26 protein-coding genes and 2 riboswitches are annotated in these 22,518 nt (G+C 34.5%); of the genes, 10 read left to right on the forward strand and 16 right to left on the reverse strand.

What is annotated here, in order from left to right:
- Positions 1–6: 6 nt before the first annotated feature.
- From QM512_RS08785 to rlmH, 3 genes are all read left to right on the forward strand, one after another.
- Positions 7–804: an MBL fold metallo-hydrolase gene (locus tag QM512_RS08785; RefSeq protein ID WP_282805307.1), complete on the forward strand. Its 798-nt coding sequence runs from the start codon at positions 7–9 to the stop codon at positions 802–804.
- Between the two features lie 85 nt (positions 805–889).
- Positions 890–2,110 (forward strand): S1C family serine protease, encoded by a 1,221-nt coding sequence (locus tag QM512_RS08790; RefSeq protein ID WP_282805308.1) that lies wholly within the window; start codon positions 890–892, stop codon positions 2,108–2,110.
- Between the two features lie 513 nt (positions 2,111–2,623).
- On the forward strand, positions 2,624–3,103 hold the full coding sequence (gene rlmH, locus QM512_RS08795) for a 23S rRNA (pseudouridine(1915)-N(3))-methyltransferase RlmH (protein ID WP_282805309.1): 480 nt from the start codon (positions 2,624–2,626) through the stop codon (positions 3,101–3,103).
- Here the strand turns inward: rlmH and QM512_RS08800 are convergent, their stop codons facing one another.
- Genes QM512_RS08800 through QM512_RS08810 form a run of 3 tightly spaced genes read right to left on the reverse strand, consistent with a single transcriptional unit; the run spans position 3,104 to position 5,660 of the window.
- Positions 3,104–3,757: an energy-coupling factor transporter transmembrane component T family protein gene (locus QM512_RS08800; protein WP_282805310.1), complete on the reverse strand. Its 654-nt coding sequence runs from the start codon at positions 3,755–3,757 to the stop codon at positions 3,104–3,106.
- Positions 3,758–3,769: 12 nt separating this feature from the next.
- The gene (locus QM512_RS08805) at positions 3,770–5,122 is read right to left on the reverse strand and encodes an ATP-binding cassette domain-containing protein (RefSeq protein ID WP_282805311.1); all 1,353 of its coding nucleotides are present in this window, start codon (positions 5,120–5,122) and stop codon (positions 3,770–3,772) included.
- Positions 5,097–5,660, reverse strand: a complete 564-nt coding sequence (locus tag QM512_RS08810) for an ECF transporter S component (RefSeq protein ID WP_282805312.1) — start codon at positions 5,658–5,660, stop codon at positions 5,097–5,099. The genes QM512_RS08805 and QM512_RS08810 overlap by 26 nt, the downstream gene beginning before the upstream one ends.
- 50 nt (positions 5,661–5,710) lie before the next feature.
- Positions 5,711–5,801, reverse strand: a riboswitch (TPP riboswitch).
- A 95-nt stretch (positions 5,802–5,896) separates the two neighbouring features.
- Between QM512_RS08810 and QM512_RS08815 the strand changes: the two genes are divergently transcribed.
- On the forward strand, positions 5,897–6,823 hold the full coding sequence (locus tag QM512_RS08815; protein WP_282805313.1) for an AraC family transcriptional regulator: 927 nt from the start codon (positions 5,897–5,899) through the stop codon (positions 6,821–6,823).
- A gap of 36 nt (positions 6,824–6,859) precedes the next feature.
- On the opposite strand, the gene htpX is transcribed toward QM512_RS08815, so the two are convergent.
- The 3 genes from htpX to QM512_RS08830 form a co-directional block, all read right to left on the reverse strand.
- On the reverse strand, positions 6,860–7,747 hold the full coding sequence (gene htpX / locus QM512_RS08820) for a zinc metalloprotease HtpX (protein ID WP_282805314.1): 888 nt from the start codon (positions 7,745–7,747) through the stop codon (positions 6,860–6,862).
- A gap of 8 nt (positions 7,748–7,755) precedes the next feature.
- Complete coding sequence (locus QM512_RS08825; RefSeq protein WP_282805315.1) at positions 7,756–8,313, reverse strand: LemA family protein; 558 nt, start codon at positions 8,311–8,313, stop codon at positions 7,756–7,758.
- 114 nt (positions 8,314–8,427) lie between these two features.
- Positions 8,428–9,534 carry an SLC13 family permease gene (locus QM512_RS08830; protein WP_282805316.1) on the reverse strand — a complete coding sequence of 369 codons (1,107 nt, stop codon included), beginning with the start codon at positions 9,532–9,534 and terminating at the stop codon, positions 8,428–8,430.
- Positions 9,535–9,711: 177 nt separating this feature from the next.
- On the opposite strand from QM512_RS08830, the gene QM512_RS08835 reads away from it, so the two are divergent.
- From QM512_RS08835 to QM512_RS08850, 4 genes are all read left to right on the forward strand, one after another.
- On the forward strand, positions 9,712–10,122 hold the full coding sequence (locus QM512_RS08835) for an iron-sulfur cluster biosynthesis family protein (RefSeq protein WP_282805317.1): 411 nt from the start codon (positions 9,712–9,714) through the stop codon (positions 10,120–10,122).
- Positions 10,123–10,200: 78 nt separating this feature from the next.
- Positions 10,201–10,341, forward strand: coding sequence for a hypothetical protein (locus QM512_RS08840; protein ID WP_003649666.1), 141 nt, complete (start codon positions 10,201–10,203; stop codon positions 10,339–10,341).
- A 305-nt stretch (positions 10,342–10,646) separates the two neighbouring features.
- Positions 10,647–11,291, forward strand: coding sequence for a YfbR-like 5'-deoxynucleotidase (locus QM512_RS08845; RefSeq protein WP_282805318.1), 645 nt, complete (start codon positions 10,647–10,649; stop codon positions 11,289–11,291).
- Position 11,292: 1 nt separating this feature from the next.
- Positions 11,293–12,222, forward strand: a complete 930-nt coding sequence (locus QM512_RS08850; RefSeq protein WP_282805319.1) for an HNH endonuclease — start codon at positions 11,293–11,295, stop codon at positions 12,220–12,222.
- Positions 12,223–12,321: 99 nt separating this feature from the next.
- Here the strand turns inward: QM512_RS08850 and QM512_RS08855 are convergent, their stop codons facing one another.
- The 4 genes from QM512_RS08855 to QM512_RS08870 all read right to left on the reverse strand — a co-directional run bounded on the left by QM512_RS08855 (position 12,322) and on the right by QM512_RS08870 (position 16,149).
- Positions 12,322–12,588 carry a hypothetical protein gene (locus QM512_RS08855; RefSeq protein ID WP_282805320.1) on the reverse strand — a complete coding sequence of 89 codons (267 nt, stop codon included), beginning with the start codon at positions 12,586–12,588 and terminating at the stop codon, positions 12,322–12,324.
- 237 nt (positions 12,589–12,825) lie between these two features.
- Entirely contained in the window at positions 12,826–13,584 is a 759-nt protein-coding gene (locus QM512_RS08860) for an amino acid ABC transporter ATP-binding protein (RefSeq protein ID WP_282805321.1), read from the reverse strand.
- Positions 13,574–15,187, reverse strand: coding sequence for an ABC transporter substrate-binding protein/permease (locus QM512_RS08865; protein WP_282805322.1), 1,614 nt, complete (start codon positions 15,185–15,187; stop codon positions 13,574–13,576). Before QM512_RS08865 ends, QM512_RS08860 begins: the two co-directional genes overlap by 11 nt.
- Before the next feature lie 114 nt (positions 15,188–15,301).
- Positions 15,302–15,475: riboswitch (Lysine riboswitch) on the reverse strand.
- Positions 15,476–15,522: 47 nt separating this feature from the next.
- Positions 15,523–16,149, reverse strand: coding sequence for a DNA-3-methyladenine glycosylase (locus QM512_RS08870; protein WP_282805323.1), 627 nt, complete (start codon positions 16,147–16,149; stop codon positions 15,523–15,525).
- 71 nt (positions 16,150–16,220) lie between these two features.
- On the opposite strand from QM512_RS08870, the gene QM512_RS08875 reads away from it, so the two are divergent.
- Positions 16,221–16,583: a DUF488 domain-containing protein gene (locus tag QM512_RS08875; RefSeq protein ID WP_282805324.1), complete on the forward strand. Its 363-nt coding sequence runs from the start codon at positions 16,221–16,223 to the stop codon at positions 16,581–16,583.
- Here QM512_RS08875 and QM512_RS08880 read toward each other — a convergent pair.
- The 3 genes from QM512_RS08880 to QM512_RS08890 form a co-directional block, all read right to left on the reverse strand.
- Complete coding sequence (locus QM512_RS08880; protein ID WP_282805325.1) at positions 16,580–17,362, reverse strand: TerC family protein; 783 nt, start codon at positions 17,360–17,362, stop codon at positions 16,580–16,582. The two genes, QM512_RS08875 and QM512_RS08880, sit on opposite strands and share 4 nt — an antisense overlap.
- Positions 17,349–17,879 (reverse strand): methylated-DNA--[protein]-cysteine S-methyltransferase, encoded by a 531-nt coding sequence (locus QM512_RS08885; RefSeq protein ID WP_282805326.1) that lies wholly within the window; start codon positions 17,877–17,879, stop codon positions 17,349–17,351. The genes QM512_RS08880 and QM512_RS08885 overlap by 14 nt, the downstream gene beginning before the upstream one ends.
- Positions 17,880–17,995: 116 nt before the next feature.
- Positions 17,996–18,709: an NAD-dependent protein deacylase gene (locus QM512_RS08890; RefSeq protein ID WP_282805327.1), complete on the reverse strand. Its 714-nt coding sequence runs from the start codon at positions 18,707–18,709 to the stop codon at positions 17,996–17,998.
- Between the two features lie 125 nt (positions 18,710–18,834).
- Between QM512_RS08890 and QM512_RS08895 the strand changes: the two genes are divergently transcribed.
- Complete coding sequence (locus tag QM512_RS08895; protein WP_282805328.1) at positions 18,835–19,311, forward strand: hypothetical protein; 477 nt, start codon at positions 18,835–18,837, stop codon at positions 19,309–19,311.
- Between the two features lie 65 nt (positions 19,312–19,376).
- Here the strand turns inward: QM512_RS08895 and cls are convergent, their stop codons facing one another.
- From cls to QM512_RS08910, 3 genes are read right to left on the reverse strand one after another with little or no spacing between them, the layout of a single operon-like run.
- Positions 19,377–20,831 (reverse strand): cardiolipin synthase, encoded by a 1,455-nt coding sequence (gene cls / locus QM512_RS08900; protein ID WP_282806468.1) that lies wholly within the window; start codon positions 20,829–20,831, stop codon positions 19,377–19,379.
- A 19-nt stretch (positions 20,832–20,850) separates the two neighbouring features.
- Positions 20,851–21,558 (reverse strand): zinc metallopeptidase, encoded by a 708-nt coding sequence (locus QM512_RS08905; protein WP_282805329.1) that lies wholly within the window; start codon positions 21,556–21,558, stop codon positions 20,851–20,853.
- 23 nt (positions 21,559–21,581) lie between these two features.
- The gene (locus QM512_RS08910; RefSeq protein WP_282805330.1) at positions 21,582–22,508 is read right to left on the reverse strand and encodes an alpha/beta hydrolase; all 927 of its coding nucleotides are present in this window, start codon (positions 22,506–22,508) and stop codon (positions 21,582–21,584) included.
- Between the last annotated feature and the right edge of the window lie 10 nt (positions 22,509–22,518).

Below are 22,518 nucleotides of genomic sequence, written 5' to 3' on the forward strand. Positions count from 1 at the left end.
ACAAATTTGAAAGTATCAGTTTTATCAAGTGGTTCAACAGGTAACTCTACCTTAATTGAAACTGGACAGCACAAAATTTTGATGGATGCAGGCTTATCTGGTAAAAAAACTAAGGATTTGCTTGCACAAGTAGGGGTCGACATTAAAGATATAGATATGGTCTTTATTAGCCATGATCATACAGACCATTCTGGTGGGTTAGGTGTATTAATGAGGCGCTATCCCCAAATTTCAGCTTTTGCTAATTCTGGTACTTGGAATTACCTAATTGAAAGCAATAAAATTGGCAAATTGCCTGTTGAACAAATAAACACTTTTGAATCTGGAGTAACCAAGTCTTTTGGAGATTTAGACGTAACAAGTTTTGCGACAAGTCATGATGCTGCAGAACCACAATATTATGTTTTTTCAAGTGCAGGTAAGAGATTTGCCTGCTTAACTGATACAGGATATGTTTCTAGCGCTGTTAAAGGTGAGATTAAAGATGCAGATGGTTACTTAATGGAGTTTAACTATGATGATATGATGCTTAGGAATGGACCTTATTCCTGGTCTTTGAAACATCGTATTATGTCTGATGTAGGGCATCTTTCAAATGATCAAGCAGCTGATACTTTGCTTGATGTAGTTTCTCCTAAAACTAAAAATATTTTTTTAGCACATCGCAGCCAACATAATAATACGCAGTATTTAGCTCATGAAACTGCAAAGGATTTATTAGTTGCGGGGGATGCAAATTTACCAGCAGATGTTAAAATTATTGATACAAATCCATTGCAAGCTGGCTCACTTACAGAAATCTAATTTTTTAGCAAATAATTTGACTTGAATTCATAGAAAATTCAAAATTTGTGATTAGGCTAGTAATGAATAGAAAAGGAGAATTCTTATGGCAGAAAATAATACTAAGCGCTCTAATAAGCACAATGCTTTAATTAAAACTGGTATTGTTGGAGTAGTTGCAGGTTTACTCGGCGGTGGAGTAGCTTATGCAGGTTTATCCCAAATTAACGGTCAAAATGCGCCACAAACAACTGTTGCGCCAGCAGCTAAGGTTGAGAAATCTAGTGGTAAAAATAGCAATCAAATGACTAGTGCCTTTAATACAGTCAAGAATTCAGTTGTTTCTGTTGTGAACTTGAAAAGACAAAGCTCCTCTTCAAGTAGTGATCCATTTGGAATTTTTGGTTCTGATAGTTCTAGTTCTTCAAAGAAAAATTCTAAATCTGATTTGGAAACTTACAGTGAAGGATCTGGCGTTATTTACATGAAATCTAATGGTAAAGGCTACATTGTAACCAATAACCATGTGGTTTCAGGCAGTGATGAGATCCAAGTTATCTTGAGTGATGGTAAAAAAGTAACAGCTAAAAAGGTCGGAACAGATTCAGAGACAGATTTGGCTGTTTTAACCATTGATGGAAAATATGTTACTCAAACTGCTCAATTTGGTTCTTCTAAGAACTTAGAACCAGGTCAACAAGTAATTGCTGTTGGTTCTCCACTTGGAAGCGAATATGCAACTAGTGTAACGCAAGGTATTATTTCTGCTAAGAATAGAACAGTTGATGTAACTAACTCAGCTGGTCAAGTTACTAACCAAGCTACAGTTATTCAGACTGATGCAGCAATTAACCCAGGTAACTCTGGTGGTCCACTAGTTAATATGTCTGGTCAAGTAATTGGTATTAACTCAATGAAATTATCGTCATCTAGTGATGGTACAGCTGTTGAAGGTATGGGATTTGCAATTCCAAGTGATGAAGTTGTTTCAATCATTAATCAACTAGTTAAGAACGGTAAAATTACCCGTCCAAAATTAGGTGTAAGAATTGTATCTGTTGATGAATTAACTGAATATGGCCGTAAGAAACTTGGTCTACCGGATAGCGTTAAGTCTGGTGTTTATGTAGCTAGTGTTACTAAGAATGGTAGTGCAGATAAAGCTGGTATTAAAGCTCATGATGTAATTACCAAGATTGATGGTAAGGATGTAGATAGTGTTGTTTCACTACATACAGCTCTTTACACACATAAAGTTGGCGATACAGTAACACTTCAAGTGGTTAGAGATGGTAAATCACAGGATGTCAAAGTTACTTTAAGTTAATCGAATATTATTAAATAGAGACAAAAAAGCTATGATTATACGTTTTGTAAGCGGTAATCATAGTTTTTTCTTAATATTTAAAATGTGAAACGCAATAAAGTTCGTATTTTTGATTTGTCAAGAACTAGGAGTTATCCATAAGATTGTGGGAAAATGTGGAAAACTCTGTGGATTGTGTATAAGTCGACTGAAATAAAAATAAATAATGTGGAAAACTTGTGAATTGTGTGTAAATAAAACTTTCTATTTTTTTAGCTTGAACAGCCGTTCAAGCTGATTATGTAAGGGTTAGAGGTAAAAGTTTGGAAAATTGGTAAAGTTTATAAAAATGTGGAATAAATTTATAAAAAAAGTTATCCACTTTTTTATAAACCACAATTTCTTGATAGAGAATAAGCTAGACCACTAAATATAGTTTTTGATAATCCACAGATAGGGGAAAACTGGTGTGGACGCTATGTCAATTAGGGGATAGAATGAAAATCTAGATACATGAAAGGTAAAGGAAGTACGATGAATATAAAAATTGTCTGTGTAGGAAAACTAAAAGAAAAATACTTTAAAGATGGAATTGCAGAATACGTAAAAAGAATGGGACGTTTTGCAAAGGTAAAATTAGTTCAAGTGCCAGACGAAAAAGCCCCCGAAAAACTAAGTCCTGCTGAAATGAAGCAGGTCAAAGAAATCGAGGGTAAAAGAATTTTAGATAAAATAAAAGATAAAGAATATGTTTATGTAACTGCAATTAAGGGTAAAGAGCGAACTAGCGAGGACTTTGCTAAGGAAATATCAAGTCTAACTACTTATGGCCATTCAGACATTACTTTTGTCATTGGTGGAAGTTTAGGAACAAGCGATGCAGTAAATAAACGGGCTGATGATTTGATCAGTTTTGGTAAGTTTACAATGCCGCATCAATTAATGCGTTTAGTTTTAATTGAACAGATTTACCGTGCTTTTATGATTAATAGTGGTAGTCCATACCATAAATAATTATTTGACTAAAAATAAGATTGGTTGAAGCAGAACAAGAAGGCTGCTGAAAATTAACCAGTCTTTTTTTGTTAGAGGGATTGCTACAATTACGCTTCTTGCTTTATCTTCTCGATATCCATGAGAGATCATCCCTTCTGCTAGACTGTTTGACCAAGAAATAGCAGCTAGAATGGCTTTAAAATATAGAATTGGTGAATAAAAGGATAGGTGATAATGTCTCATATCGCCAACTAAGCGAATTCGATTTACCTCGGCTTGAATCTTAGGAATGACGTTGAAAGCAGCTAAAGTTCCATAAGCGAATTTACTGGGCAATTTAAAATTTTGTTCTAGTGAGCGAGCTAGAGAAAGAAAACTTGTAGTTTCGGTAAAAATAGATCCTAAAAATACATAGGCGTAAATTCGTGTAGATAGAATGCAAGCATGGTAGAAACTGCGTTGTGGAGTAAAGTAGTAGATTGTGATAAAAACTACTGCCGCTGCAAATAAAGGAACTAGGAAAAGCAATAATAGTTTTTTGAGATTGATTTTTTTGATTAGTAGATAAATAAGGCAGACACCAATAATAATGATATTTGCAGTTAAGTTCGGAATAAGCGAAATTTCGAGTGAAGTAATTAAAATTAAAAATAGTTTTAGTCCAGGGTTCATTTTGATTACCTTTTATTTAGTGTAGAAAAGTTGGTGATCTTTCAAAATAAGGTGATAGTCACATAATTTTTGAACTTGCTCTAGTTGGTGGCTAATTACAATCAAACTATGGTTAGCGTCTAAAAAGTAGTTTTTTAGCAAAAAAATGACGTCTGAGACGCTTTTTTGATCTAATCCACTAAATGGTTCGTCTAGCAATAAAACCTCAGGAAAAGCCATTAACATGACGAGAATTTGAAGTTTCCTTTTTTGTCCGCCAGATAAAGAATAGACAACTTGCTTGTCTAAATTCTCTAGGTTAAGTTTAGCGAGAAGAGATTTGAGGTTAGATTCATTAATAGATGGATTTTGGTTGTGCTTTAAGCTGAAAACAAGTTCTTCTTGTACTGTGACATTTAAAAACTGGTCATCCGGATTTTGAAAAATCTGTCCTACGTGCTCTAAGTATGGACGACGGTGCCATTTTTTGATGTCTTTATCTTTGAAGAGAATTTGTCCTTGGTAAGAAATAACTTTAGTCAGAGCTTTAAATAAGGATGTTTTACCGCTACCGTTTTCGCCGGTTAGTAGCGTTCCTTTCCCAGGGTATATTTTTAGATTAGCTGAAGAGATAAGATCTTTTTCCGGAAAAGATAATGCAAAGGATTGAAAGGTATAGATTGCATTAGTCTTTTTAGGAGGAAAAGAAAACTCTGGGACTGCTTCTTTCACCGCTTGATCGGATAACGTAACTTCCTGTATATTTTCATTTTTAATAGCTAAAACTTGTGTAGCACGTTTTTTATAACCTGAAAAATTGTGATCGCTGATTAAAATTGTTTTTCCTTCTTTGTGAAGAGATGATAAGCAATTTAGTAGAAAGTTCCGATTATGAGAATCACAGTTTGCGAAAGGTTCGTCTAGTAAAAATAAGTCACTTTCCATGGCAATTAGAACAGCCAAGGCAACGCGTTGCTTTTCGCCACCTGACAGATGAAGAAAAGGCCGGTCTAATAGGTGTAAAATATTAGTTTTCTTGCTTGCCTCATCTATACGTTTTAGGGCAGTAGTTCGGTTAACTAATTTATTTTCTAAAGCAAATATTAGCTCTTCTCTAGGTGTTGTCATGGTGAATTGACGGTTAGGATCTTGAAAGACCATTCCCCAATTAATAAAGGGCTGCTTTAGAGAACCAGCAGTGATTTTGCCATTAAATTCTGGTTCAAGACCAGAGATAATTTTTAAGAGAGTAGATTTACCGCTACCAGTTGGAGCAGTTAGTAGGACAAATTCTCCCTCATTAATATTTAAATTGAGGTTTTTAAAGATTGACCTATTCTGATATTGAAAAGAAAGATGATTAATTTTGATTTGTTTGGACAACATGAGCTTTTTCCAGAAGATTTACAATCAATTTAACTAAAACGCAAGTAAATAAGATCATTGAGAGCCAACGGACTAAAAAATATAGAATCATATTAAAGGTTGAGAAGTAGCTGTAGCCGTTCTTTATGAAATCATACATGTAAGTAACAATGGTTGTAGTTGTTGCCGATAAGAAAAGAGTAAACCAATCATATCGATGGTAGCTAGTAAAGGTAAAACCTAATTCACTACCTAGACCTTGAACAGCACCAGAAATCAGGTTGACAGCACCCCACTGTTCTCCGGCAATCAATTCAACGCAAGAGCCTAGGAATTCTCCTAAAAAGGCAGAGCCTGGGATGCGCACAAGGAAGCCCGTTAATGGTCCTGCTATACACCAAATCCCCATCATAATGTCATTAGCTAACATCCCATAGCCAATTGGAGTAAGCAAAGCTGTTAGCGCATTATAGAGGCCGTCACTAGCTAAATAAATAAAACCAAAAATAATAGCAATTAAGGCAATTAAGATAATATCTCTTACATGTAATTTTTTCATTTTTTCCTCCAAAAATAAAAAGCCACCTCAAAGAGGTGACTTAAATAAAAGTCTAAAAATAGTCATTTTCCCTACGCTGATATTAATCAAACAGGTTCAATGGGTATATTCTCAGCCCGATAGGCACCCCAGATGTATTTACAGTCTAAGCTTACGCTTAATAAGACTAAAAAACAATTAAAAATAATAAAAAGGTTATAATTAAAACAGAATAGAATCAAAGGGGACTGATTAAGATGGCAACAGCGACATTAAAAAATTATTTATTAAGTTTAATGCAAAATAATCAAGCTAATGAAATAGAGCTTCGAACTCAGAATTTTTTGTCTTACCGTCTTTATTTAGAGGGAATGCATTATGACTTGATTGAATATCAGTCCGGAAGTAGTCAATTAATATATTGCGTTGCAGGTAAATGTGAAGTACAGGTAGGGAAGCAGTCTTTTTCTTTAAAAAGTGGAAATATTTTATTAATTGAAAAAGATAGTGATTATGCAATTAAGCTTAGTGATAAGAGTACAGTCATTGTAAAATTTAAGCTAAGTAGTGACTCCTCATGGCAAGAGCAAGTAGAAAGCGTAGCAATTGATACTCCCACTGAAGAGAAACTAAGTACCCTATTTTTAAAGAATTTATCTCAGGATAAAGCCTTTTTATTTACAACTACCTCAGTGATGTGGAGTAGCCAAAGTATCAGAGAGATAGTGCAAGATGATATTAATCATGCGGCATTTAATAACACAATTGGATTAGAGTTACTTAAAGTAGTAATTTTGCGCAATTTACGTGAGCAGAACTTTAAATTGAATGAAAGAAGAGAAAATAGCTTTAAGGATGAGACCTTAGATCAATACATTGACCAACACTATAATGACATCACTCTAGCAGAAGCGGCTGAATATTTTGGCTTTAATCGAAATTACTTCTCTACAATGGTAAAAGAAAAAACTGGTAAGAGTTTTGTTGAACATGTTGATGATCGGCGTATGAGAGAGGCTAGAAGATTACTCGCTAAGCCAAATGTATCGTTAAAAGAAATAATCGAAACTATTGGGTACTCAAGCAAGTCGTTTTTCTATAAAAAATTTAAGCATTATTATGGCATGACGCCAGCGGAAATGAGAAAGAGGTTGTTTAGAGAAGCGCATATTAACTTAAAATAGCTATGCTAAAAGGGATGCAGTATTGCATCCCTTTTGTTACATATTTTCTAATCTTTTAATTCGATCCGCTGTAGGAGGATGAGTGTCAAAGAGTGAACTCCACCCACGCTTATGGAATGGATTTTCAATATACAGACCAGCACTTGATGGGTCTGGGTCTTTCATTGGCTCGCTGTTTGAAATCTTTTCTAAGGCTGAAATTAATCCTTGTGGATTTCTAGTAAGTTCAACTGAACTGGCATCGGCCAAATATTCACGGTTTCTTGAGAGTGCCATTTGAGCAAGCGCAGCAGCAAGTGGTCCTAAAATTAAGGTAAAGACAATTGCTACTATCTTAAAAATTGCTTCTAATGGACTAGAATCATCGTCATCGCGATCTGAACTGCCCCACCACCAGATCCTAGAAGCAAAACTAGAAATGAAAGAAATTACAGCAGCTAAGGCTACGCCGATTGTAGACACTAAAATATCATAATTTCTAATATGAGAAATTTCGTGTCCTAAAACGCCTTCTAATTCACTACGATTAAGCCTTTTTCTTAAACCAGTAGTGACAGCGACAAAACTATGCTTGGGATCACGTCCTGTCGCAAAGGCATTAGGGCTCTCATCATTAATGATAAAAACTCTCGGCATCGGCACTTGTCCAGCTAAGGCCATATCTTCAACAATATGCCATAATTCTGGATCATCTTCTTCATGAATTTCTCGTCCATGATTCATGCTCATTACTAAATTGCCTGGATTTTGGAGAACGATAAAAAGATAGGTCAAACTTCCAATCAAAGCAATTACAATCCCCGATATAGGCTCACCATTAATTAAGTATCCTAACCCACCACCAACAAGAGCTAGAATAATAACGAAAATAACAAGCAAAATTGCCGTTTTACGCTTATTGCGTGCTATTTGTTGATAGAGCATTAGTAAACCTAGAATTTAACTTGAGGAACAGATTTTTCTTCAGTTGGTGTTTGAAGATAATCCATTTTCTTAAATCCATGAATCTTAGCAACTAAGTTAGATGGGAAAGTTAATAGCTTCTCATTAAACATAGCAACTGTTGAGTTGTAAAGTTGGCGTGAGTAAGCAATTTTATTTTCAGTATTCGTAAGCTCTTCTTGAAGTGCTAAGAAGTTTTGGTTTGCTTTTAAGTCAGGATAGTTTTCAGCTAAAGCAAAAATACTCTTCAAAGAATCAGTAATTTGATTAGAAAGCTTAATTGCTTCTTCGTGATCAGAAGTAGGGATATTTACTAATTGATTTCTCAAGGCAACTACTTTTTCTAAAGTGCCGCTTTCATGCTTAGCATATCCCTTAACTGTTTCGACTAAGTTAGGAATTAGGTCATTACGACGTTTTAATTGAACGTCAATTTGACTCCATGCTTCATCTGCATGTACCTTGGCCTTTTGTAAACCATTATAAATTCCGATATAAACGGCTACAAGTAAAATTAAAATGATAATAATAATCCATGTTAGAGTCATAGAATAAATCCTTTCTATTATCATAAATATAAGCTTAAAATGTTAGGAATATTGTACCAAATAAAGAATATTTAGAATACAAAAAAAGCGCAATTTTGCGCTTTCTTATGATATTTAGAGAACAAAGTCTAGAACTATCCAGCCTAAGATAGTTAAGATTATTAAACCGGTAAATTCTAGGGCTGAAAATACCCAGAAGAATCTACTTTTAGAAACAGTTCCATTTTCGACAAAGCTCTTGAAAACAAGCATATTGGCCATTGAACCAACGATTGATCCAAATCCTCCAATGTTTGAGCCAAGAAATAGAGCTTCGGCATAGTTGGTAAACTTACCAATTAAGATAGTTGATGGAACATTGGAAATGAATTGACTTGAAATGATAGAAGTTAAGAAGACAGAATGTTCTGAGAACATAGTCTTTGAAACTAGTGCAACGATAAATGGAATTTGCTGGATATCGCTGATAAAAATAAAGAAACATGTGAATGTTAAAAGCAGTGCATAATCCACGTGTAACATAATAGATGGATTAATAATAAGAGCAAGAATTACTGCAATAATTGCAGGAACATATGCCGGAACAATATTGAAGACCCCAAAGAAAAAGAAAATAGAGACAGCTACTGTTATAACAACAGGTCTAACACTGATTCTAATGTCTTCTAAAGGAACAGTAGGAATTGGTATATCTTTAACGAAAAAGATGAATAAGATAACAATTAAGAAACTAACTAATAATAATGGAATTGACCAACTAAAGAATTTAATCGGTGAAACATTATAACGGTTAACAACAAAAATATTATGGGGATTACCCCATGGAGTGAAGGCTGCCCCGATATTAGCACCCATTCCAATTAATGTGACAGGTAATATTTCAGGTAACTGGTGTCTCTTAGCAATTGTTAAATACAGCGGTATAAGAGTTAAAACGGTTATATCGTTGGTTAAAAACATTCCTGATACGATAGATAAGAGCGTAAAGATTGCAGTTAATCTTCTCGTACTTTTGGCACTTGCAGTTAGTTTATAAGCTAAGACGTCTAAAACATGAAGGTATGAAAAGATTTGGATAATCGTCAGCATTGCCAAAATTGAGTAAAGTGTGTGGAAGTTAATATCCTCAATACGTGGCCTTGCGAAGAATAAGCTTATGATCGTTATGACAACCGTGATTTGTAAAATACGGTCTTTAGCAATATTTTTGATGACGGTCATTAATGTCCCCTCTTAAAATTAAATCAACACTACTATTTTGAACTCTTTACAGCAAGTTCGCAACGTCTTTTTTCGGATTAATACCTTATATTGTGTATAATTTGAGCATTTTATTAGGAAAAACAGTTATATTCTTGCTATGTTTAAGTTAGTAAAATAATTATGGGAGGAATTTATATGATTGATCCAAAGAATATTGAATTAAAAATTAAAGATGGTGCAAAAGAAGTCTTAGAAAAGAAAGTGAAACCAGGACAAACAATATTGCTTGCTTTAAATGACGGATCTAATGGTTATTCTAAGCTAGGCGGTACTTGTACAATCGGAGCAAACTTTCAATTAGTTGTGTTAGATAATAAAGATCCGGAATTCTCAGTTAAGGTTAAGAATAATATGGATCTAGATTTGTACACATCTGATAAAGAACTAGCATTCTTAGATAATGGACTAGTTCTTAATGCTCGTAATGCTGTCTTATCTTTATCCTCAAATGAAGGGGTTATTGACGGCGGAGTTACTATTTCTGAGTTTAAAGGAGAAAAACTTTCTGCAGATGAGATGAAAAAATTAGGTGGAAAGATTTGCTAGGTATTGAAGTGACGTGCTTCTTCGTGGTATGATAATAAAAGATTTTCGAAAATTTTATTTGAGAGGAAGTATAGATCTATGCGTAAAGGTGAAAACTACAACACTGGTGTTACACCAAATTTAAGACCTAAGAACAAGAAGAACTCTAAAGCTCGTGTTAAGAGAGCTGCTGAAGTAGTTGCTTTCTTAAACAAGGCTGCTAAAGACGAAAACAAGTAATTAAATTTACTGATAAAGCTAAGAGAGACGTTGGTTTAACGTCTCTCTTTTTGTCTATAAAATCAATAATTACTTGTAGTTCAACAGTTTTTTCTTACAAAGGACTTATCAAAAAATAATTATTATGATCTAACTTTGATAATGCTCGTAACAAGGCTAAGTAAATAAAGTTGACTAGATTAGAAAAATAGAGAAAGATTAAGTTGTTAAATCTTTCTCTATTTTTGATTTGCAAGAGTAGAGTGGGTTTGCTATGATAGTAGAAATTTTAGACATTTTTATATTTCTGGAAGGGGTAAGTTTTTATGGGATTAAATGCATATATTCAAGGTTTTAACAGTTTAGAGTCAATCGATCGTGCACCAGGTTATTTTAAATATCAACACCACTCTGTAGCTGACCATAGCTTTAGAACAGCTGAACTTGCTCAAATGATGGGAGATATTGAAGAGGTTATCGGTAAGCAAAAAATAAATTGGAAAGCACTTTATGAAAAGAGCCTTAACCATGACTATACAGAGCGCTTTATTGGGGATATTAAGACGCCTGTTAAGTATGCAACTCCGCAATTGCGTAAGATGATTGGGGACGTTGAAGAAACAATGACAGCTAAATTTATTAAGGATGAGATTCCAAAGGAATTTCAAAAGATTTATACTAAGCGTCTCTCCGAAGGTAAAGATGATACCTTAGAAGGTAAAATTCTATCGATTTGCGACAAGCTAGATTTACTCTATGAAGCTTATGGTGAAATTGAATTAGGAAATCCAAATCCAGTTTTCATGCAAATGTTTAAAGAAAGTCTTGAAACAATTAAAAAGTTTGACGACTTAACTTGTGTACAATATTTCATTAAGAAAATTTTACCTGACTTATTCAAAGGGGATTTTGCTGGTAAAGATAAGATGCAAAGAATTGCTTTTAGTATTTTACTAATGGGGGAAGAATAGTTTGAAATTACAGTGTTCATCCTGTGGTTTGCGACTTGATAGCCTTCACTTTAAGCAAGAAGGATTAATGAATCCGAAATTAACAAGTATTTGTGATATTTGCTTAACGCGTAATCTTGATGCAGAAGATTATGAAAATCCCGTGATTGAAAATATTTCCCAGGTAATGCTCTATGGCTTTGTAGGAAAGAAAAATTCGGGTAAGGTTGATCCAGAAACCTTAAATCAGTACCTTGTAAAAAGTGACTATAGACGGCAATATGAGGCTTTTATTCAAGATTATGATGGAAATGAAGTAGCTCTGCAGCAACTTCCAAGAGATGAATTTAATCAGGCAATTATCAAGAGCGAAAATGGGGAAATAGATTATATTCCTAATAGTAATGTTGACTTTGCAGTTAATATGAAAAATATGGGAATTGAAGTAGATTTTTCATTGAATGAAGTAGATTTTGTTGATCGTGAAAGAATTCGTCACAAGTACAATTATCGCTGTCAGTATTGTGGTAGAGGCGGAACCAGTGTAGACCATAAAGATCCAGTTTCTTTATCACATAACAACTCTTTTGATAATCTGATTTTGTCATGTAGCGAATGCAATCGTATCAAGTCTAATATGCCATATAAATTATTTACAAAGTTAAATAATCAATTAACTACGGTAAATAAGAAATTGGTTAAATACGAAGATGCTCTAGCTAATCTAAAAGAAGAATTTCAACAGGCAAAACGAGATTTGGCCGGAAAAGTTCACTTAAAAGGTGTCGTTAATGATCCTGAATTAAATGCAATCCGTAAGCAAAATAAAAAATTGCAGGATGCTATTGATAGTTTGCAAAGCGACTATAATGCTTTACGTAATGAGCGTAAAACGTACTTTGATGTAGGTTGGAAATTAGAAAAAGAGCAGAAAAACAGCGAAATTATCTAAGCTATATTATTGTATTTAAATATAAGCAACACAAAAAGCTACTACTTACTTATAAAGTAAGATAGTAGCTTTTTTAGCTATATTGAAACTTTTAAGGGATTAATTAGTACTATTAAGCTTGCGGTAACCAAAGTAAAATTGCAGGCAAGCTAATACGACATTAAGCCAATTTAACCATAAGAAACAGTTAGCTAATGCACCTGAGTGAGCACCGGTCCCATAATAAACCCAAAAACCAATGATGATGGCCGCTACATTAATCCATGCAAAAGTTTTTTGATATGTTTGCTTCTTTAAGACAAACCACATCCAAATAACGTTTATGATAAACCAAATTACCAAAATCCAAAATACGAAATCAAACATGATGTATTTTCCTTCCTTTTACTTTTAATAACACATCAATATTAATTAATGTATTGATGCACTTTGCTTTTTTCAAGAATAGTATGGGCCTTAAAACGCTTAATTTCAATAATTTATACTCTGCTAAAATGCTGAAAATAAAAAGAAATAAATAACAAAAAATCTGATTCTCTTTGTTATAAACATTGAGAATCAGATTTTTAATAGTTTATACGCTAAAAGCACATATTATTTTGCTTAAAGTTCATTACTTCTAAAGTTACGTAAGAACTTTTTAGTTTTTTCTTCTTGAGGATCATTGAAAATTTGTTGTGGAGTACCTTGTTCAGTAATAACCCCATCACTCATAAATACTACTTGATCAGAGACATCACGAGCAAATCCCATTTCGTGAGTAACAATTACCATTGTCAAACCAGTCTTGGCGAGAAGTTGCATAGTATTAAGTACTTCACCAACCATTTCAGGATCAAGAGCACTAGTAGGTTCATCAAAGAGTAATACTTCTGGATCCATTGAAATTGCTCGTGCAATTGCTACACGTTGCTGTTGACCACCAGATAATTGTTGAGGTTTTGCTGTAAGGAAAGGATCCATACCAACTTTTTTCAAGTTTTCAATTGCAACTTTTTTAGCTTCTTCTTTAGAACGACCAAGAACCATTTCTTGACCAATCATGCAGTTTTGTAGCACGTTTTTATTGTTAAATAAGTTGAATTGTTGGAAAACCATACCAACTTTCGAACGAAATGTATTACGGTCGAAATGAGCATCAAGAATATTTTCACCGTGGAATAAAATCTTTCCATCGCTTGGTTCCTCAAGAAGGTTGATACATCTAAGCATAGTAGATTTACCACCACCAGATGGACCAATAATAGTCATTACTTCACCCTTGTTGATATTAAAAGAAATATCTTTTAATACTGTGTGGTCACCGTATTTCTTTTGTAAATGTTGTACTTGTAAAATATTTTCTTCGTTATTATTGTTCATGTTCAAATCCAGTCTCCTTTGGATCTTCTACTTGTAATTGGTTAGCCATTAAGTTGTAGTTCTTTGGACCTTCAAGCTTCTTTTCAATAAAGTTAAAGATTCTCGTGATTGAGAATGTCAAGATTAAGTAGATCATTGAAATAATGAAGTAAGTTTGGAAGAATTGGAAGGTTTGGCTGGCAACAGTTGTACCAACAAAGAACAATTCTGAAACAGAGATAATACTTAATACTGACGTATCCTTGATGTTAACAATAAATTCGTTAGTAATTGATGGTAAACAGTTTCTGATAGCTTGAGGTAAGATAATGTGCCACATTTGTTGTGAGTGAGTCATACCAATAGCAGATGCTGCTTCGAATTGGCCCTTAGGTGTAGCGTTAATACCACCACGAATAACTTCAGCTAGGTAAGCTCCGGTATTAATTGAAACAATTACTAAAGCAGCTACAGTACGGTTTAAGTTGAGGTGCCATAATTGAGCAATTCCGTAGTAGATAACCGCAGCCTGAACCATCATAGGAGTTCCACGGAATACTTCAATATATACTGCTAAGATCCAATCAACGATCTTTAAGCCCCACTTCTTACCAGTGGACTTAGGAGTTGGAATAGTTCTAACAATACCAACAAGTAAACCAATGAAGAAACCAACAATAGTACCAACTAAGGCTAAGAGAAGAGTCATTCCAACACCGCCAAGAATCATTGAACCGTAGCGATGCATAATTGACATGAACCAATTTTCTTTCTTGCTGCCACCTGCTTGAGGCTGTTCCTTAACTGCGTCAGCCATTAATTGATTACGCTTCTTGTTAGAAATACCATTTAAAATGTTATTAACTTGATTTAGTAATTCAGTGTTGCCTTTCTTAACACCAATTGAAGTAATTGAGTCTTCATATGGAATATGGAAACCTTGCATCTTGTTTAAGTTAACAGCAACAATATTAGGGTTAACGCTCTTGTAGCTTTGGTATTCAATATCTTCTGCAACATAACCATCAATTGTGCCTGATTGTAAGCTTTGACGCATTGCAGAAAAGCTTCTCATTGCAGGTTCACGCTTAGCGCCATGTAGTTGCTTGATTAGGTCGTAGTGGAGAGTACCTTGTTGAGCAGTTAATTTTGCATTCTTAAAGTCATTTAAGCCTTTTGCTTGAGCAAATTTACTGTCCTTATTTGTAATAACTACAAATGTTCCTTTTCTATAAGGTTCAGAAAAATTGATTGCCTTTCTACGTTCAGCAGTAGGAGACATACCAGCAATAATTAAGTCGATCTTGCCAGAAGTTAATGCAGGCAATAGACCGTCCCATTCGGTTTTTTCAACCACAACTTTACGATGAAGTTTCTTACCGATGATTTTTGCAATTTGGACATCATATCCATTTGCATATTGCTTAGAACCGTCAATTGGAACAGCACCGTTTGCATCGGTTGTTTGAGTCCAATTGTATGGTGGGTAATTAGCTTCCATACCGATTTTTAGGGGTGCTTCTTTTTTAGCCGCTTCGGTTTGATTAGAGTTAAAACTAAAACCGATCACTAAACTTAAAATTAGGGCTAATAAAGCACTAAACCATCTTATTTTTGACTTCACTTTGAAATACCTCCAAAAATTATTTCAAATAAAGCCAATACAATAAAAGCGTAAATAAAAAGCCTCGCTGTTTACCAAAAACAACGAGGTTTGAAAATCATCAGTAATTAAACCAAATCATATAGCGCTCCCTGGGGACGACCAGGACAGTATGTAAGATATTCTCTTACATCCCAACAAATTAACTTCACGAAAGAAAATTTATTTCGGCGGTAATCCTAAAACTTACTGTCACTGTATTCGCGTACTCAAGTAAGTTTCGTGATTATCGCAACCTCTATTGCATTGGGGATTTATTTAACTGATGAAAAGATTAAACGATTTTTAATGTTTTGTCAAATAAATCCATGATTTTTTTTGACATCTTTTTTCTTAATGTCCGAAACATAAGGATTTCCAGCAACTATGAATCTTAATTTTTTCTTAGCCCATTCGGGATCTGACTGATTAACACCTACTCTCGGAAGCGCAATTATTTCTGCTATGTTGCGTTTATGATTGATATCGATATCAAATGGAGAATCTGCTAAACGTGCTAAATCCCATTTTCTACTAGTAATGCCAAAGGCTTGCATCATTTTACCGGGCCCATTTGTTAAAAGCGGTCCTGTTTTTCCATTGCGGTTCTTGATCATAGTGTCAATTCCAGTTAGTGGATCGATAGCCCGAATTAAAACCCCTTGAGGCTCGCCTTCTTCTTGGCAAGCAACATCAAAGAAAAAATATTGTCTTTGCGAATAAATATATAAGCTGCCACCAGATCGATATAGGCCTTCATTTGCTTGGCTGCGTCTACCGCCGTAAGAATGAGCAGTACGATCTTTTACGCCTACATAAGCTTCTGTTTCAACAATTGTGCCAGATAAAATCTCAGTTCCGTTATTAAAAGATAAAGTTCTGCCTAGTAAATCTTTGCTAATGTCACTAGTGGATCGATTAGTGAAAAATTTTTCATAGTTCATATTGATCCTTCTTTCTAAAAAAGTTGTACACTCGTTTGTGAAAGCAAATATTGAAAACAGGGGAAATTATTATGCATGAAATAAAAGCTATTAGAATATATGATCATGAACAACCAGCAGGCTATCGAATTTTAGTAGATCGATTATGGCCTAGAGGGATGAGTAAGGTAAAGGCACACTTAGATGAATGGGATAAAGAAATTGGACCAACTAATGAATTAAGAAAATGGTTTAATCATGAAGATGAAAAGTATTCGGAATTCAAATCTAAGTATATAGCGCAATTAAAATCTAATCCAGCTACGCCAGCTTTTATTAAAAACGTAAAAGAAAAATTAGCACAAGGAAATGTTCTTTTCTTATATGGAGCTAAAAATAAAAAGTACAACCAAGCGGTTGTACTTAAAGAGTTTATTGATAGTCAATTAAATTAAGGCATCTTTTTGCCGTGTACATTTTGCCGTACATAGTGAAAAATGATTGTCAAAATAACTGTACCAAAAACAATACATGCAAATATCGCATCTGGCAGTTTAAAGTTTAGTGGTGGCAATGAAATAAGAAGCTTAATAGCAATAATTGAGATTAAGACATAAGCCATAGTTTGAAGTTCTGGAATAATTTCCATTAGCTTAATAATAATCTCAGCTACTCCTCGCATACATAGGATCCCAATCATACCACCAACTAAAACAACAACTGGATTATTAGACATGGCTAAAGCTGCTAAAACAGAGTCGATTGAAAAAACAATATCCATTGATTCAATTGAAATAACAGTTCTCCAAAATAGGGAAAGATGATGCTTTCTCTTTTTGGAGTTCTTTTTCTTATGGGCTGCTTTTTTTGCTGCCTCTTTTTGAGCAACTTGCTTAGGATGACGAATATCGTAAAAATATTTATAGACTAAATAAAGTAGATATAGGCCACCTAAGAGCTTGATTTCCCAGAAATTAATCAAGTAGGTCCCAATTCCAATTACAATGAAGCGAAATAAATATGCACCCCAAAGTCCATAGACTAGAGATTTTCTCTGTTCATCTTTAGTTGGTAAAACCTGCGTTTGAGCCGCTAGTACAACGGCGTTATCAACGGAGAGCAAACACTCCATTAAGATCAAGGTTAGAATCATCATCCAATCTTGACCACTAGTTAAAACATGTGCCCAATTATTGGCATCAAAAAAAGGCTGATAAAGTTTAATCAACTGCATTCAAATATCCTTCTTCAAGATTTATTAAACGTTGTTTTTCTTTCTCTCCCATTCTATAACTTCCTACCTTATCTGGCGCTAAAATTACACGGTGACTTGGAATAAAAATTAAAGAAGGATTCAAGGCTACTGCATGAGCAACCGATCGAACTGAAGTAGAACCGTTGATAGCAGAGGCTAAATCGTTGTAAGAGATAGTAGTTCCATAAGGAATATTCTCGATCATTTTAACAACTTGATTCTGAAATGGAGTTCCAAAGCTTGAATAATCGATTGGAACTGTAAAAGAACGGCGTTTGCCAGCAAAATATTCTTTTAATTGTTGAACGTAAGGAGCAAGCTTTTTGGAATCTTGAACAAGAATATGATTAGGATAAAATCCAAGAATAGAAGCTTCAATGTTACTATTCTTGAATCCAACAAATGCCAATCCTAAGTTGCTAATAACTAGTTCATAGACCCATGGCTTGATTTCAACAAAATCGTAATAGAAAACTTTTGCTTGAGCGATTGGCATTTAATCCTAACCTTTCTTTTTGATTAATATATTAACTCTATCTAATATTGTACAACAAAAAATAACAGAAAGAGTTATTGACGAATTAAATAAAATGTTAGTTAAGATAATATCGGCTATATATATAATTTGTCAAATACTTTTTCAGCATTAGCAATAATTGTAGGTACTGCTTTAGGAGCAGGTACAGGAGTGTTGTTAACGATCCACACCTTGGCGTCAGGTTGACGATAGGCAAGAAGTTGGGCGAAAGGATATACTACAAAACTAGTTCCGGCAATAATAACTAAATCGCTATTTTGAATGTTTTCAACTGATTCGACTAGAACATTTTCATTAATTGGCTCACCATATAAAACGATTCCAGGGCGAATAAGTCCGTTATCTTTTTCATGAATAAATGATTTTTTATATTCCTCATAAGAAATTTGTTCATGACATTTGGTGCAAAAAATATTATAAAGATCACCATGAAACTCAATTACATGCTTATTACCAGCTTTTTTATCAAGACCATCAACATTTTGAGTAATTAAAGTACCATTTTTATTGCAGCTAGCGGCAATTTTTTCGTGAATAATGTTAGGCTTGGCTTTTGGAAAATACATATTTTCCATTATGAAATGATGAAATTTAGTTGGTTCGTGAAACAAGGTATCTTCGCTTAAAATTTGTTCTGGGTTCTCAGATATGCCGTTATAAATGCCGTTTTTTGAACGGTAATCAGGAATGTGAGAAGGTGTAGATACACCAGCTCCAGTAAGATAGGTAACGTGGTGAGCATCATTAAGATTGGACTGCAAGGCAGCAATTTGTTTATCTAAATCCATATGAAAACCTCCTATACTATTTAATTTTCAACTAAGTCAATTATAGAATGCTGAGAGAAAAAGTGGTATTTGTTATAATTGAGGTAAGAGTTTTAAACATTAATAAATAATTTAGAAGGAAAAATATGTCACTTTTATATATTGCTTTTGATATTTTGTTGATCGGCTATATTTTTTATAGTTGGTATTGGCAAGCAAACATTGATTACAAGGCTCGTTTTAGAAGTTCTTCAGTTATTTGGGCCTTAATTTTTCTCTTAGTTGGCTTTTATTTAGATTACTTTACTGATCCAACAGTATTAATGAACGTATTTATTGCAACATTTTTACTTATGAGTATTATTGATGGGGTCAGCGGTTTAGCTAAGAAGAGATTAGTTGTAAGTGGGTATTTCAAGCGAACGGTGAAGTATAGCGACATTGCGCATGTTACTTTGATTGCAGTTCCTAATCCTAAAAAGCCAACTGTAATGGCAATTTTTCAAACTAATAATCGACAAGCCTATTACTTACGGTTTTCACAGCAGGTAGGCGATGTGATTGCGAATATTAGAAAATACTTGGGTTCAAATGTAGGAATCGAAGTTCAATCAATGATGTAAATAAAACTAAAAAAAGATAGGTGCTTTAACTACGCTGAAAAGTGTAGGGTACCTATCTTTTTTCTTTATAAAATTGGTGATAGCAATCTAGAAAAAGCCTGTTTGAATCGAAGGTAGCGCGACCAATTGTCAGTAATATCCAATGTCAACTCAGTACATTTAGATAAATCTTTTTCAAAAATATGATTTAATTCCCGGGTAATATTTTTATCGTAAAAAACAGCATCCGTTTCAAAATTTAAACTGTATGAACGAAAGTCTTGGTTCATTGAACCAACTGCTGAAAAGCGATCGTCAACCATAACAGTTTTGGCATGGATAAATCCATTATTATAAACGTAAATTTTGATACCTTCATGTAACAAATAATTTGCGTACCACTGAGTAGCACGATAAATGAAGGGATGGTCTGGCATTGAAGGAATCATAATGCGAACATCAACACCAGAATGGGCTGCAATAACCCAAGTCGCAATCATTGGATCGTCTGGAACGAGATAAGGCGTTTGAATCCATAAGGTTTTTCTGGCCATCATCATCATTCTGATCATCCCGTTTCGTAAATAGGGAGTTGAAGTGTCTGGGCCATCTGAAACGATTTGCGTAGCAACATCATCTTCAGTTAACTTGTTTTCTTCGATTTTTGGAAAAAGCTTTTCATTAAATGAGATTGTTGCACTTTTATCGGTGATTGATGCATTCCAATCCATAACAAAACGCTCTTGAAGTAAAAGAGACGCAGAGCCGACAATTCTTAGGTGTGTATCGCGCCAGTAGCCGAATTTTTTGCTTTTGCTAACATATTGATCTCCAACGTTAAAGCCACCAGTCCAGGATATTCTTCCGTCAACAACAACGATTTTACGATGAAGGTGGTAGTTCATTCGATACTTTTTAATCATATTTTGAGATGTGATAAAAGCAGCGACTTCGCCGCCTAAATCAGTCAGAGGCTTAAACCAAGCCTTTGAAGCCCCAGGTGAACCCCATGGATCATAAATCAATCTTACCTTTACACCTTCACGAGCTTTTTTGATTAATAAGTTAAGAAAACTGTTGCCTAAATCATCATTCATAAAAGAATAATATTCAACGTTAACTGTTTCTTGTGCGTTTTCAATATCTTTAAAAAGAGCTTCAAATTTTTTTTCACCGTCAGTGTAAAAACTAATTTTATTATTTTTAGAAAGAGGAGAATCATGTTTGAAGTTAAAATAATCAATTAAAATCTTGGCTTCTTTAGAAGTATCCGTTGGTCCTGCTGCCTTAGGAACGCGGGGAATCATCTTATTTACTTTATTTAAGCCAATATGTTTTTGATTATTAATCGCGAAAAGATTTTCTTGCGATAAACCACGACCAATGAAACCATAGAGAATAAAGCCGAGGACAGGAAAGATAAGTAAAATAATTAGCCAAGCCCAAGAAGTAGCTACTGATCGTTTTCTGTGGAATACGACATAGAAAGCTAAAAGCGTATTGACCGCCCAAAGAAGAGCCCAAAATTCATTAGAAAAAATAAATATCCCTCCCTGCTACTTAGTTATTGTTGTCGTCATGTCCTCCGAAAATAAGAAGAAGTCTAAATAATTGTAACATGCTTGTTAAAACCGCTGCGACATATGTGAGAGCTGCCGCAAATAATACTTTACGTGCCATTGGCATTTCTTGTGGAGATAAAATAGCACCATTATTTAGCATTCTTAAGGCGCGGTGAGAAGCATTGAACTCAACTGGTAGAGTCACTACTTGAAAGAGAAGGACTAGGGCAAAGCACCAGATACCGATTTTAATTAAAGTTTGGTTCATTCCTAAGACTAGTCCTAAAAGGATTAGTGGCATTGATAGATTAGAGCCAAGAGAAACAATGGGCACTAGTGCAGATCTAACTCTCATTGGTGCATAGTCACTAGCGTCTTGTAGAGCGTGACCTACTTCGTGGGCTGCAACGCCTACTGCAGCAATTGAAGCAGAGCTATAAACAGATTGAGAAAGACTTAGAACTTTATTGGTCGGGTTATAGTTATCAGTTAAATTCCCTGCAACTTCGCGAATTTCTACTTCATACAAACCCGCTTGATCTAAAATATAGCGTGCTGCTGTTTTTCCAGTATAATTTCCTTGGTTTTGAACTTGATCATAACGATTGAAAGTAGAATTAACATTCATTGAGGCCCAGCCAGAAATTGCTACGCCTAAGATAATCATCCAGAAATATGGGTCATAAAAGAATGGCAGATAGTACATAATTGTTTTCTCTCTTTATCAAATTAATCAGTTAACTTCAAAAATTTGTTAATAATATTAATTACAAAAGGGTTGTCATGCAAAATGCTGTGTTCAGCCGCATCTCCGCGTACTTCAACTTCTTGGAAGGTGTGGGCGACAGGAGCAAGAATATAGCGGATTGACTTAGCAGAGACAACAGAAATAAACCGGTCTGTATTTGTTTCGTCCAAGATATTTCCATAAATATTTAAAACTGAAATATCTGGATTGAAGCGCCTTTGGTTAAACAACATTCCCAGGTAAGAAGTGCTCATCAAAATCGGCCGTCCCTTTTCATTAAGACGGTTAACATTAGGTAAGTCTCCTAAATACATTACGCCATCAAAGGGACCTGCAATTAAAGCACAGTGATCTAAGTGAGGAAAGTTTTTTCTTAGACTTGTTTTCATTTCGGCTTTGATTACTGAAGGTGCACCTAAAGAATGGGCAACTGCGCTATATTTTTTAAAATGATATCTTTTACTTAAATAGGAAAGCGCAGTGCGTAGGTAGTAAGAACTTGCATAGACTCCAGCAATTCGATCTTTAAAAATTAATTGAACAATTGGTTGCTGATCGCCTGTCCAAGTTCCTTCTAAAATAAAATTGCCGAAAGGATCGATTGTAGCTTTAAGAAATTTATCTGTTCCTTTAGCCTTGCAGGCAGCTTGGACCATTTTATTGGTAGTATAGTCGCCACCGCGAAAACCGTGCACATAAAAAATTGGAATTTGTTCACTCTCTGGATCTATTTTTTCAAGTGTTGAGTTATCTTCAACTTTGCGTTTGTGCATTCTCAGTAGCCAGCGAGTGGGTGTAAAAGTTGCCATTAAACCTAAAAATGTCATTCTAGCAATGCTAGGCTCTTTATTTTTATGTTTATTATTTTTCTCAACTTCTTCGCTATACCTTTTCTGGATAAAAAACATGCTATTTCCT

Origin of the sequence: Lactobacillus isalae (assembly GCF_947539375.1) — a bacterium.
GTDB lineage: Bacteria > Bacillota > Bacilli > Lactobacillales > Lactobacillaceae > Lactobacillus > Lactobacillus isalae.